This window comes from Lysinibacillus sp. K60 (assembly GCF_019731275.1).
Classification (GTDB): domain Bacteria; phylum Bacillota; class Bacilli; order Bacillales_A; family Planococcaceae; genus Lysinibacillus; species Lysinibacillus capsici.
In genome coordinates this window covers 145,186-157,943 of sequence record NZ_JAASJR010000003.1, presented here as the reverse complement: position 1 = coordinate 157,943, position 12,758 = coordinate 145,186, and the positions used below count along the sequence as shown (strand labels likewise).

The window sequence follows — 12,758 nt, the reverse complement described above, 5'->3', positions numbered from 1 at the left end:
TTCATAAGTTTGTACAAAATGATCAAGCGTCGGACTCAGGACTTTTGCAATATGGAGACTTTAAATTTCTTTGCTCAATATTATTAGTTTGAAGTATCAATTTTGTAATCAACACTTCGATGAACGTCGAAATGTTTATATTTTACAATAAGTCTGACAGTGAAAACATTTATGGGAGGAACTAAAAATGAAAATAATGAAACAAATGCCAAATACAAAAATAATAAATCCTAAAATTTTATATTATGGATTTCCTGTAATTTTACTAAGTACGTTAAATGAGGATGGAACAGTAAATATTAGCCCTTTATCTTCTTCTTGGGTATTAGGAGACTGTATTATCTTAGGGATTGGTCTTGGAGGAAAGGCAATTGAAAACTTAGAACATCATCCTGAATGTGTCATAAATATCCCAGACCCCTCTCTATGGGAAAACGTGGAACAGTTAGCTCCTTACACAGGAAAAAATCCAGTTCCAGATTTTAAGAAACAGATCGGTTTTACATTTAGAAAAGAGAAATGTGATATTAGTTGCTTAACACCTATTGGGTCCACAACGGTTATTCCTACTCGAATTATGGAGTGTCCTATTCAAATCGAAGCAAAGATAAAACATATACGTATTCCAGATTATTCTCCTAATTTTGCTATCGTCGAGACCCAAATGACACAAGTACATGCCCACGAAGAAATAATTATGGATGAAAATCATATTGATCCAAATAAATGGAGTCCACTCATTTATAATTTTCGTCATTACTTTGGTTTGGGTAGCAACCTTGGTAATAACTTCCGTTCTGAGAGCTAAACATGGGGCTTAAAACATATGGTTCACAAACAGTAAAAAAGACCAGGTTCTCATTTGAGCGCCTGGTTATTTGTTAAAACTTCCTATAATTAGGTGCAGAATAATATGCTTGCTGCACATACAATACAATAGTTAAATCTGTTTTTTTCCATTTATAAATGTAAAATCTTTCTTAGAACAGTCACTTTATCTCTTTCATAAATTCTCTAAAGTTTTCAACGATGTCTTTTGCTTTTGTACGATATAAGTAATGATCCCCTTCAAATGTCATCACTTTCCCATGGATAGAATTGACTATTTGTCTTTTATGCTCTGGTGTCCATCTGTCCGTTACTGGATGGTTCTCTTGTATAAAGAAAATAACTGGGAGATTTTTAGGAAATGTTAAACTTTCAGCCGCTTTAAAGTTAGCATACATCATTTCAGCTTCATTTAACTGGCTGAGATTATACATATTTTTGTGCTTAAGAATTTTCATTTGTTCTTTTGTTTTCTCATCATAGGGTAGTTCGGTATATGGGTCATCACTAAGCTTCACCTGCAATCTAGCTAAACCTGATTTTTTTAGTAGTTTTAAAGTAGTTATTACTAAAGGTTCAATCTTTCTTTCACTTATCGTTGGAACACTACTATCAAGCCCGACAAATGCACTTACTTCGTTTGGATATTTGTTCACATAATCCAATCCGTAAAGGCCTGAAATGGAATGACCCATTAGAATATAACGCTCAATATGAAGGCGCTGTAATGCTTCATGGATTTCACTAACAATATTCTCAGTGCTTCTTTCTTTTTCGGTAAGAGCACTTAATCCATAACCAAAAGGCTCAATGACCACAACTTTGTAAAATGGAGATAATTCATCTACTAGTAGTTGAAAATCAAGTGCTGGTGCTGCTGTTCCATAACCAGGTAAGAGTACGACGGTTTCTTCTCCTTTTCCCTGAATGAAGACATTCATTTTTTTCCCATCTACGGTTACAGACTGACCATAAGTTTCTAGTTTTCCTTGCTCCATTTTGCTACAAACAATATGAACAAGGAAAACAACCGCTAAAAAAAGTAATATGGCTATAATTAAACCTACTACTATTTTACTTATAAAGGTTATCGTTTTTTTCATTATATTGGCACGAGAGTGTAGAACGGCAAGCGATAACCGTGTTTTCCTTTCTTCTCGTACCGCACCTCCCTTTCATACTCTCTTTTCTCTATCAATCTATCTCGGCTACTTTCATAAACCGTTAAGGATAGCTTATACAATGAAGGTGTACTGCCTATGACAACAAAATGAACAGGGTATGAACAAAAAAATAGTATGTCATTAAATAAATAAAGGACCCAATGATTCTTTTGCTATGACATTGCTTAATTGACATGAAAAAAGGATCTTCAAATCGAAGATCCTTTTGCTACTTTGTCGGATTTTTTATATTTAGTTTTAACGTTTCTTAACAATCCATCTTTATCAAGCAAAGTTGGTAAACTGATACCGATAACAATTGTTACAATACCTGCTATTTGCAGAGTTGTAACCGTTTCGCTTAAGAGGATAACTGATACCATCACCGCGATTGGCAATTCAACAGCACTCAATATGGATGACATACCTAATCCAACTTTAGGCACTGCAATTGTGAATAAGAAAACTGGTATAATCATGCCAAATAACCCTAATGCTAAACCATAAATCCACAGTCCTTCGTTAAACAAAGTGCCATTCCAAATAATTTCTGGAGACTGAAAAGCCGCAGTCGTCATGAAAGCAAAGAAAGAAACCAATACTAAGCGATTAGAGGTTGTCATACTTGCTGTTGTCTTTCCGTTTACATATAAAAATAAGGAGTAACAAAGAGCAGCTGCTAAACCCCATAACCACCCTTGAAAAGGTATTTGAGACAAATCAACATCAATTATGCCTGCAGCTGGTATCGTTCCAGCTACTAATATAATTAAAGAGATGAATTCAATTCTACTTGGAACTTGCCGTTTTATAATACAAGAAATAAGCATACCAATCCATGTAAATTGGAACAGTAATACTACTGCCAAGGAAGCAGACAAAAAGTTTAAAGAATGACCATATAAAATATTTGTTAACCCTGTTAACATACCTGCAAATAGAAGGATTTTAACACCTTTAAAGCTAAAATTTGATCGATTTGTAACTAAGGAAATACATACTGCTATACAAAAGCCGATAAAAAACTGACTTGTAACTGCCTCAGATACAGAAAAGCCACTACGCATTGCCAGTTTTATAATAGTTGAAACGATACCAAAACTACTAGCTGCAATCACTACTAATAGGGGATAAAGATACATCTTGATTATTCACTTCCCTCTCAAAACTTGTCTTGATGAAATTTTGTTTATGATTTTGAGATGTCGAAAAAAATCATAATCTCCAATATATATCACTGATTGTTATTTTACAATCTTTTTTTCGTTAATAATGAATCCTCCCGTAGAGGAAAGTCTAATTTTAAAAATGATAAAAAAGCCAAAACCCGCATGTATCAAGGGCTTGGCTTTTATCTTTATCTTTCATTAATAAAGAATGTTAAATTGAATATTTTTTCTCAATTTTCTTCAGCATGATCAATCTTATTCTGATAATCCAATCAAAAAAACATCCCCCTCTATAAAGAATATAGAAGTGAGATATTTTTAATGTTCAGTAATATTATTATTGAACGGCCGCAAAGCGTTTAGCGTGACTCTTTTGGCGGTTGGCATACATCACATTTTCGTTGGTTTTTATTTTTAAATTTCGTAAATGTTTTTTCAAAGTTATTACCACATGCACATTTAAATAGTAGTTTTTGAGAAAAACCATGGTATTCAGTCGTTAGCAACTTACTTTCTGAATTGCTCGCAACAAATTTCTGAATTTCACCAATCGTCCAACGTTTATTCATTTCCTTACACCTCCATATTTGATCGTTCTGCGGAGGCTTTTCTTGGCATCCGTTATAAAAAAGTGCTTAAGTATCTTAAGTGCCTCATTATAACATGACCTGACTCACATTAAAATAGATGTTTGACAAGCCTTTGACTAGTACTGGGGGTGATACTCTTGCATGTTACGATTCGAGCTAGCCTCCTAGCACTTGGCATTCTATGGAACCTTCATCTTTAATCAATATTTTTAAGATTCAAAGCTTTTGAATCTGCTCTTTAATATCCATCTTGCATATTCCTCCGTGATAACAAATCACAGATTCAATGTCTAGGTCTGCATATTTCTTTAAAGATTGTTGAGCAACCTCTATATCCAAAGTGGTTGGAACATGAATCCCTCCCAATACACCATTTACACTATACATCGAATCGCCTGCAACAAGCGTTTTACTTTGCTTCAAATATAAACTAATATGGCCAGGCGTATGTCCTGGCGTATGGATAACTTGTATTCCCCCACAATATGGTAGTTCTTGACCGTCTTTCAAGGTCTCATCCACTTTCCCCTTGGGTGGATTCTCTATGTGCTCGTCTTTCAAAAGTGGTAAATCCCCCTGAATATAAGGCTTATCTAGCTCGTGTGCATAAACTTTTATATGACTACCGCAATTTTGCAATATTTCAGGAAGACTGCCTATATGATCGATATCCTGATGTGTCAAAATCACAACTTTGAGTTGGTTGAACGACACGCCTACCTTTTCCATTGCTATACGTAAATCTTCCATTTGACCTGAACATCCAGTATCAATTAAAACAGCCATCTCCTGATCCCATAAAAGCGTTGAATAAATGAAAGCTCCATTAAATTCAAGCTCCAGAATCTCTACTCCTCTAGAAATTTTCATCATTTCATCCCCTTTATCATTAGATTTTATTATTCTTTTACATCCTGAAGAACAGTCCTCTTCCGCCAAAGCAACTCTCTCAATGTTTCAAAATTGACTAGAATCGTTCCAACAATAATCGTCAGAGTACCTATTCCTGTTAGCCACGAAAGATATTCATGATAGAAGGTAACACCTAATATAACGGCAATTACTGGTGAAATATACAGCCATGTGGACGGAAAAACAGGATTTGTTCGTGACACAAGCCAATAATAAATGCTGTGACCGATCATTGAGCCAAAAATAATCAAATAAAAAAGAGAACCAATTGAAGCTGGACTTAAAAGATGCTGTAGCTGAATGTTCTCAGTTAAAAGTGACAAAATGATTAATAAAATCCCTCCATACATCATTTGTGCCGCATTTAAAGCAATTGGAGATGTTGTTCCAAATTTTTGGATGACATGCTTCGTATAAATTGTTCCAGATGCGTAAAAAACTTCACCTAAAATAATAGCGAAACAACCAACCATCCAGAAGGGACTAATCTCTATTGCAAAACTTGGTAAGATTAAGAACATAACACCAATGACTCCGACAACACATCCAATAAATGATTTTCGGTCTCCTTTTTGCTTCAATATAAATGTCTGAATAACAATTATCATCATTGGACCTGTAGCAGATAAGACAGCTGCGATTCCAGATGTTACATACTGTTCAGCCCAGTATAATGTGGCAAATGTTCCAAAGGTTAAGCCCATTCCTGTAAAAAACATTTCTTTCCGAAATAATAACCGAATTGTCGTTTTTTTGCGCCAAACCATAAAACTAAATAGTAGTAAACCGGCAATGAGAAAACGAAGACCAGCTGATAAAAACGGAGGAACTCCTGCATCAACACCAACTTTAATTGCTAAAAATGTTGTCCCAAAAATCAAACACATAAAGAAATAATTAATCATTACCATATCAAACTCCCCCTCTTTTTCTATCATAAAAGAAGTTGGATAGAACAGATTAAAAAGGATAGAACAGATCAGTTTGGTTCGTGGTACAATCGGTGTGAATAGGAGGAATCGATGTGGGCAAAGCAATTCAAAATGAAGATTATCTTTTTAAGAAAGTCTATGATGATGTACTGCACCGAATAGAGCGAAAAGAATGGAAAGAACATGAAAAGCTTCCCTCCGTCCGGCAATTAGCATCTGAAATGAATGTCCATCGGCTAACGGTATTAAAAGCTTATCAATTATTAAAACAGCATGACAAAGTTTATGTAAAAGATAAATCAGGCTATTTTGTCCAATCAACAGTAACAAAATATATTGAATATCTAGATCAGGACAATCCCATTGTTTCAGCATATGTAAAAAAAAATCATTTATCCGAAATCCATCAACCATCTGTTTCCTATCATTTTTCTCAGGCATTGATTGATCCCAATCTTTTGCCTAATCACTATTTTTCAAATTACGTGAAGGAAGTGTTTGACCTTTATCCGAAAGTACTGGCAACCTACTCAACGGTGCAAGGTGATTTAGAGCTACGTGAGACACTGACCCAATATTTTATCAACCACTATAAAACACATTTGAGTCCAGAAGAACTGTTAATAACATCTGGCTCACAGCAAGCCATTCACTTAATTGCTCAAGCTTTTATTAAGCCACGAGACGTCGTTTTATTTGAACGCCCAAGTTATAGTGCTGCGATTGATATCTTTAAAGCACAAGGCGCACAGATTGTTACGGTTGATATCCATCCTGAGGGCTACGATTTAGAACAGGTCGAATACTATATTAAAAAATACAAGCCCCGCCTATTTTATCTTAACCCCACTTTCCATAATCCAACTGGTTATACGGTTTCTGTCGAGCAGCGTAAAAGATTAGTGGAATTAGCTGAGCACTATCGCTTTCTATTAATAGAAGATGATGCCTATCACGACATTTATTTTGACCAAGCCCCACCACCTCCAATTTACACATTTGATAGTGCTGGGACGGTCATTTACATCCGAAGCTTTTGCAAATACATCTCTCCTGGTTTGAGAATTGCAACTGTTATTTGTCCATCATCATTAATGAAATCACTATTAACAGAAAAATTGCTAGCTGATAATGGCTCACCACTTCTCAATCAAAAAATTTTTCTCCATTACTTCACCTCACTAAGATTGCAACAACATTTGGAGAAAATTCGGATTGCCCTACAGATTCGAAAGGAAATTATGGAAGAGGAGCTAGCTGTAACAGGCTGGCGATGGAACAGTCCAAAAGGCGGTCTAAATTTATGGGTACAGCTCCCAGATGATCTTCCAACTGAATTATTATTATCTAAATGTATCGAACAATCGATATCCTTTGTGCCTGGTCAAGTATGTGATCCATTAAAACAACTATCCTCCTGGATACGTTTAAGCTATTCCTATGCAAATGAAAAACAACTAAGAGAAGGAGTAAAAAAGTTGGTTACAGTGGCGCAATCGCTTTCTATGTGAGCGGACTAGCGATTTATTTTCATCTAAAAACGGTGGTATTCACAGCTTTATCAACCATTTCAATTATTTTGTTCATCAGTGGCACAAATCGTAATAAGCGGTGGACACAGCAATAACAGGCAGACATATACATCTAACATATTTAGCTGTCTATTTGAATAATATAAAAAAAGTTAGACACGTAGCTCTTATTTGTACAAAATAATTGCAGCAAAAAGGTTCTCCGTGTAGGACACAATTTTACCAAGGAATGATAAGAGAGCCTTCAGATTTGATGAAGCCATATTGACTCTTTATTCCAGCAAAATAAAAGCCAAATTAAAGCAGCCTCCTTTAAGGAGAATATTGAAGAACGAGAATTAGAGAAATTTCTATTCTCATAACCTCCCTGTAGAATGATAGAATGTTTTTATACAGTGATAGAAGGAGGAGAAAGATATTGTCTAATCAAAATGATTCTTCATTAGATAAGGAAAAACAGCCTGATCCGAAAATTAAAGTAGAAAGAAAAGAGGGAGAACCAACTGCTGCTTTCAAGGGGGCTTCCTGGGCAGCATTGTTAGTAGGTGTTACGGCATATTTTATAGGCTTGTTTAATGCAACGATGCAACTAAACGAAAAAGGATATTACATAGCTGTTTTAGTATTTGGACTCTATTCAGCAATATCCTTACAAAAAGCAGTAAGAGATAAAGAAGAGGGAATACCCGTTACTAATATTTATTATGGTATTAGTTGGGTTGCACTTATTGTATCTATATCATTAATGGGCATTGGATTATATAATGCTGGGAGTATTGTTTTAAGCGAAAAAGGGTTCTATGGTATGTCATTTGTTCTAAGTTTATTTGCATCCATCACGGTTCAAAAGAATATTAGAGACACACAGAGAGCAAGAGAAAGAGATTAAGTTACTGAAAGAGTCGAGAAGTTCATTCTCGATTCCTTTTGTTATTTTTTCTTAAGCTCCATGCTCCTCCAAACTATAAAAAAGAGCATGGCTGTCATCAGCCATACTCCTCTCAATTTTATTAATTTTCTCCGCTAATTTCGACTAAAATTTTAGATTGTGTTTTGTCATTCGTTAACGTTTTGAATCCTTTTTCAACAATCTCATCTAGTTCAATTTGGCTTGTGATGATCCCTTGTGGATTAAGTTGACCAGCGCTCATTGCATCAATTGTTCTTTGGAAAATTGATGGTGTATAAACAATGGAAGATAATACATTAACACCTGTGTTTGTAAGTTGCATTGGATTCCATTCGATTGGTCTTGCAAAAATCGACACAATCATCATGTTACCACGGGGTTTTGTTACATCAATTGCTTGTTTAAACGTAGGAGCAACTCCTGCCACCTCAAAGGATACATCCACCCCATCTGCAACAATCGCACGAACTGCTTGTACAGGATTTTCTTTACCCGAATTAATAGCATGTGTTGCACCCAATTCTTTTGCCTTTTCTAATCGATCATCGGATAAATCTAATACGATAACTTTGCTAGCACCTGATGCTTTTGCAGCGATTACTGTTAATAATCCAATTGGTCCAGCCCCAAATACAGCAACAGAATCACCTAATGTAACCCCAGCATCCTTGACAGCTTGTACTGCAACAGCCATTGGTTCTACCAATGCACCATCTTGTAATGTTAAGTTATCTGCTAAACGATGTATATTCGTTACAGGGACATTAACATATTCTGCAAATCCACCATTTCCATGTAAACCGATGAAGTTAAATCCATCATAACGATCGACTTCTTCATGTTTATTTCTATATGTTAATGTAGGATTGATGACAACTCGGTCCCCAGCCTTAAAGTCAGTAACCTTAGAGCCAACTTCTTCGATGATACCAGCAAATTCATGTCCCATTGTAAGTGGGGCAACTTCACCTGTTAATTCAGCTTTTTCATCAACTGGTACGAAAACCGGACCTTCTTCGTATTCATGTAAATCACTTCCACAAATACCAGCCCACGCTACTTTTACTTTCACTTCTTCTTCTCTTAAAGCGCGTAATTCAACCTCTTCAACTCTAATATCTTTCACACCATGCCAAACTGCAGCTTTCATTTATGTTACCCCCATAAAATTATTTAAATTGGTACCATAAAATAACATCCTTAATAGCTACTCGTGCATGATCAAAATCCGACACTTCTATACACTTGATAAAAGTATTGATGGACATATGATAGGATTCAACTAGATTCATCTTCCATTTTGTTTGTGCAGCTACATTTGTAACAAATATTGTTTCTTTAAAGAATCGTAGCATAGCAATATTTCCTGTAACATCAAAAAACAATTGTAACAAGTGGGCAAACGAAACAACATATTCATAAATATTTTCAGCGGACTTTCTTTGTTTCATAGCTTCAAATCGAAATAATAGTTCATTTTGCAAATCGGCAGTCCATTTAGATTCACATTTGGTTAGTGCTATATCCAATAGATGATAAAGCGCTTCCAAATAATCCTTTAATTCCTGATCCGTTATAATCTTCACTCTTACACCTTTATGTTGTACTTTTTCAACTACACCATCTTTTTGTAAAAGATAAAGGGCCTCACGGACAGGTGCATGACTTACTTGTAACTCCTTTGCAATTTCTGCCTCTATTAAGCGCTGACCTTGTTCATAGTAACCAGAAAATATGCGGAATAATAATCGTTCAGCTATTTGCTCAGAAATTGTTTTTTTTGAAATTGAATTTTCATCAAACCCCATTAAACCACTCCAATAAATTTATATCTTTTTATTTTAACATAGTTCAGTGTATAGGGTGATTAGCTAAAAGCGTTATATATTATGGATTATAGATTATCGATAATCTATAAAAGTATTTTAATCTATAACTTCATTTCTTTCAAATATCTTGTTTTGGGTGTAACTTAAAATACCTTTTTGGTTGTTGTTTCGCTTTCGCCCAAGTTAAATTTTTTAAAATCATCACCATCTTTTTTTATCTTCATATTCTATAGAATCAGAATATTGAGGGGGAAACGTATGGGGATTGAATTCACAGCTCTCCATTGGATTTACGTGGTCTTTATTGTGCTCATCATCGGATTTATGGTTAAACGTCGTGATACCACCCTCATTTGTGTAGTAGGCATCTTTATGCTAGCGATTGTTGCGACTGGTGATTTTACCTCGTCCATAAGTGGTGTGTTTAACAGCTTTATTTATGCCATAACTGAGCTGCTATCAACGATTCTTATTATTTCGATTATTGTGGCGATGAGCCGGGTCATGATGTCTTCAGGTATTAATGAGGTTATGGTGGCCCCTTTCACAAAGATCATTAAAACACCCGCACTCGCTTATTGGACGATTGGACTATTAATGATGTTTATTTCTTGGTTTTTCTGGCCATCACCTGCCGTAGCGCTATTAGGAGCAGTGCTCTTGCCTGTTGCCATTCGGGCGGGTCTCCCAGCACTGGGGGTTGCCATGGCGATGAACTTATTTGGTCATGGTATTGCGTTATCGAGTGATTTTGTCATTCAAGGGGCTCCAAAATTAACGGCTGATGCTGCTGGTATCCCTGTTGGAGATGTTGTTTCAGCCAGTATTCCGCTTGTGATCACAATGGGCGTTGTAACGACAATTGTTGCTTATATTTTTTTACGACGTGATATGAAACGAGGAACGCTACTTTTAAATACTGGCAACAATGAAGAGGAGAATGGTGAACAAGAGACTGCGGAAAACTTACTGTCAATTGGGCAAAAGCGATTCTTCGCCGTCCTTATTCCTATTGCTTTTATCTTAGACGTTATCGCTATGTCAGTATTCAATTTAACGGGCGGAGATGCAACGGCTTTAATCGGGGGAACCTCTGTTTTTATTTTATTGTTGCTTAGTATGGTTGCTCATAAATCAGCGGGATTAGAAAAGACAACAAGTTATTTGATTCAAGGATTTCAATTCGGCTTTAAAGTCTTCGGACCCGTAATACCAATTGCTGCTTTCTTCTATCTTGGAGATGCTGGCTTTACACAAATTCTCGGCGACCACCTCCCCGCAACTTCACACGGTATTGTCAATGATCTTGGTGTCGGTCTTGCAGCAATAGTTCCGTTAACAAAGGAAATTGCTGTTGTCACGCTAGCAGTTGTTGGTGCTATTACTGGATTAGATGGTTCTGGCTTTTCAGGAATTTCTTTAGCAGGTTCGGTTGGTAGTCTATTCGGGAATGCCATTGGTGGGGGAACAGCCACTTTAACTGCTTTAGGACAAATCACAGCTATATGGGTAGGCGGCGGTGCATTGATTCCTTGGGCATTAATCCCAGCAGCTGCTATTTGTAATGTCAGCCCATTTGAGCTAGCAAGACGAAATTTAATTCCTGTAGTCATTGGTCTGATTGTGACAACGATAGTTGCTGTGTTTTTGATTTAATTTGATAAAATTGTAAAAGAGATGGTCACTAGATTATCAGTAACCATCTCTTTCACTCTCCGTATAATACTTTTGTAAAATGTCATAAAACATTTCTTTTAGTTGAGATTTTTTCATGCCTAAAATATAAGCCTCTAACAATAATTGCTCCACATTCATAGCTATTTGGTGAAATGAAATAGTCGTTGCTTTATTAGGATCTACGATAACAAATGCTCTAGAATGAGGTTTAATGGTGATGATTCCCTTTTTTTGAAGCTCTTTGTAGCTTTTATGAACTGTATGCAGATTGAGGTTTGTTTGTGCCGCTAGCTGGCGAATAGAAGGCAAATGGTCCCCCTTTTTTAAATTTCCAGTCGCTATAGATAAAAGCAGCTGCTGTGCGAGCTGTTGATAATATGGAATTTTGCTTCTTCGATTTACTTTTACATTCATTTGTCGAGGATTTCCTCCATATTAAAATTTCTTTTTGGCAATAAAATGATGCATGATAGCCATCATGAATAGTACAAGTAACAGTGTGACAACAATATGAAAGCTATACCATGTTTCTATGTCACCTGTCATTATTATCGTTGTAGCATACAAACTATTACTAGCTGGATTTATGACATCTAAGAATGGATGTAAGCCAGCACAAAAACGACAAATAAATAAGACACCAATACTGATTAAAGCGATAAATGGTGTACTATTAAAAAATGTACTCATCATGGCAACAAATGTAATGACAAACAACAGCCAAATACAATAAAATGCTAAAGCTATCAATGCGCGCGTTATCGGTACAGAGGTAAATAAATAAGATGTATAGCCAAGGGACATTGCATAGCCAAGCGTAATACATAGAACAGCTAAAACATAATGAGTAAGCAGTTTACTGTTTAAGTATGATGTGATAGATACTGGCCTTGTTAAAATGAATGCCATCATCCCATTGGCTTTTTCTCCTTGAATAATTCCCATCGTTGCAATAACAAGTATGATTATACCTAATTGATCAAATTGCGAATTAAGGGTTGAAGCAAGCACTTCTTCTCCCCCTGGCTTTGTCATTGATGGATCAATTATAATCCCTTCTATACCACCCATTGATTGTAAAATAGCAGGCAAGAAATACATCATGATCGGCTGAGTTAAACCTAGGAGAATATAAACGATTGGTAGCCAAACGACTTTATATTCCTTTGTCATTTGATTCATTTCTTTTTTACTTAGTGCGATAAACGTATTCACT

At 35.9% G+C, this 12,758-nt stretch carries 13 protein-coding genes; 4 read left to right on the top strand and 9 right to left on the bottom strand.

Annotated elements, in window-relative coordinates; genetic code table 11:
- Positions 1–187 precede the first annotated feature (187 nt).
- On the top strand, positions 188–808 hold the full coding sequence (locus tag HCH28_RS08120; RefSeq protein WP_221680544.1) for a flavin reductase family protein: 621 nt from the start codon (positions 188–190) through the stop codon (positions 806–808).
- A gap of 181 nt (positions 809–989) precedes the next feature.
- Here HCH28_RS08120 and HCH28_RS08115 read toward each other — a convergent pair whose 3' ends face one another.
- The 5 genes from HCH28_RS08115 to HCH28_RS08095 form a co-directional block, all read right to left on the bottom strand.
- Positions 990–1,931, bottom strand: a complete 942-nt coding sequence (locus HCH28_RS08115; protein WP_255600979.1) for an alpha/beta fold hydrolase — start codon at positions 1,929–1,931, stop codon at positions 990–992.
- A 269-nt stretch (positions 1,932–2,200) separates the two neighbouring features.
- Positions 2,201–3,133, bottom strand: a complete 933-nt coding sequence (locus HCH28_RS08110; RefSeq protein WP_221680543.1) for an EamA family transporter — start codon at positions 3,131–3,133, stop codon at positions 2,201–2,203.
- A gap of 386 nt (positions 3,134–3,519) precedes the next feature.
- Positions 3,520–3,729: a hypothetical protein gene (locus HCH28_RS08105; RefSeq protein ID WP_221680542.1), complete on the bottom strand. Its 210-nt coding sequence runs from the start codon at positions 3,727–3,729 to the stop codon at positions 3,520–3,522.
- Positions 3,730–3,966: 237 nt separating this feature from the next.
- Complete coding sequence (locus HCH28_RS08100; RefSeq protein WP_221680541.1) at positions 3,967–4,620, bottom strand: MBL fold metallo-hydrolase; 654 nt, start codon at positions 4,618–4,620, stop codon at positions 3,967–3,969.
- 29 nt (positions 4,621–4,649) lie between these two features.
- Complete coding sequence (locus HCH28_RS08095) at positions 4,650–5,573, bottom strand: DMT family transporter (RefSeq protein WP_221680540.1); 924 nt, start codon at positions 5,571–5,573, stop codon at positions 4,650–4,652.
- Positions 5,574–5,686: 113 nt separating this feature from the next.
- Here HCH28_RS08095 and HCH28_RS08090 point away from each other — a divergent pair, with 113 nt between their 5' ends.
- Entirely contained in the window at positions 5,687–7,105 is a 1,419-nt protein-coding gene (locus HCH28_RS08090; RefSeq protein WP_221680539.1) for an aminotransferase-like domain-containing protein, read from the top strand.
- Positions 7,106–7,544: 439 nt separating this feature from the next.
- Positions 7,545–8,015, top strand: coding sequence for an inner membrane protein YiaA (yiaA, locus tag HCH28_RS08085; protein ID WP_221680538.1), 471 nt, complete (start codon positions 7,545–7,547; stop codon positions 8,013–8,015).
- A gap of 121 nt (positions 8,016–8,136) precedes the next feature.
- Here the strand turns inward: yiaA and HCH28_RS08080 are convergent, their stop codons facing one another.
- Both HCH28_RS08080 and HCH28_RS08075 read right to left on the bottom strand, forming a co-directional pair.
- On the bottom strand, positions 8,137–9,186 hold the full coding sequence (locus HCH28_RS08080; protein ID WP_221680537.1) for a 2,3-butanediol dehydrogenase: 1,050 nt from the start codon (positions 9,184–9,186) through the stop codon (positions 8,137–8,139).
- Between the two features lie 19 nt (positions 9,187–9,205).
- A complete protein-coding gene (locus tag HCH28_RS08075; RefSeq protein WP_048391171.1) occupies positions 9,206–9,844 on the bottom strand; it encodes a GntR family transcriptional regulator in 639 nt (212 codons plus the stop codon).
- 279 nt (positions 9,845–10,123) lie between these two features.
- Between HCH28_RS08075 and HCH28_RS08070 the strand changes: the two genes are divergently transcribed.
- Positions 10,124–11,521: a hypothetical protein gene (locus HCH28_RS08070; protein WP_221680536.1), complete on the top strand. Its 1,398-nt coding sequence runs from the start codon at positions 10,124–10,126 to the stop codon at positions 11,519–11,521.
- A 36-nt stretch (positions 11,522–11,557) separates the two neighbouring features.
- Here HCH28_RS08070 and HCH28_RS08065 read toward each other — a convergent pair whose 3' ends face one another.
- The gene (locus tag HCH28_RS08065) at positions 11,558–11,956 is read right to left on the bottom strand and encodes a GntR family transcriptional regulator (protein ID WP_221680535.1); all 399 of its coding nucleotides are present in this window, start codon (positions 11,954–11,956) and stop codon (positions 11,558–11,560) included.
- Between the two features lie 21 nt (positions 11,957–11,977).
- Positions 11,978–12,757 (bottom strand): ABC transporter permease, encoded by a 780-nt coding sequence (locus tag HCH28_RS08060; RefSeq protein WP_221680534.1) that lies wholly within the window; start codon positions 12,755–12,757, stop codon positions 11,978–11,980.
- Position 12,758 lies beyond the last annotated feature (1 nt).

Coding starts and splice junctions, on each gene's coding strand:
- HCH28_RS08120 (WP_221680544.1), top strand. CDS start 188: ATGAAAATAATGAAACAAATGCCAAATACAAAAATAATAAATCCTAAA.
- HCH28_RS08115 (WP_255600979.1), bottom strand. CDS start 1,931: ATGAAAAAAACGATAACCTTTATAAGTAAAATAGTAGTAGGTTTAATT.
- HCH28_RS08110 (WP_221680543.1), bottom strand. CDS start 3,133: ATGTATCTTTATCCCCTATTAGTAGTGATTGCAGCTAGTAGTTTTGGT.
- HCH28_RS08105 (WP_221680542.1), bottom strand. CDS start 3,729: ATGAATAAACGTTGGACGATTGGTGAAATTCAGAAATTTGTTGCGAGC.
- HCH28_RS08100 (WP_221680541.1), bottom strand. CDS start 4,620: ATGAAAATTTCTAGAGGAGTAGAGATTCTGGAGCTTGAATTTAATGGA.
- HCH28_RS08095 (WP_221680540.1), bottom strand. CDS start 5,573: ATGGTAATGATTAATTATTTCTTTATGTGTTTGATTTTTGGGACAACA.
- HCH28_RS08080 (WP_221680537.1), bottom strand. CDS start 9,186: ATGAAAGCTGCAGTTTGGCATGGTGTGAAAGATATTAGAGTTGAAGAG.
- HCH28_RS08075 (WP_048391171.1), bottom strand. CDS start 9,844: ATGGGGTTTGATGAAAATTCAATTTCAAAAAAAACAATTTCTGAGCAA.
- HCH28_RS08070 (WP_221680536.1), top strand. CDS start 10,124: ATGGGGATTGAATTCACAGCTCTCCATTGGATTTACGTGGTCTTTATT.
- HCH28_RS08065 (WP_221680535.1), bottom strand. CDS start 11,956: ATGAATGTAAAAGTAAATCGAAGAAGCAAAATTCCATATTATCAACAG.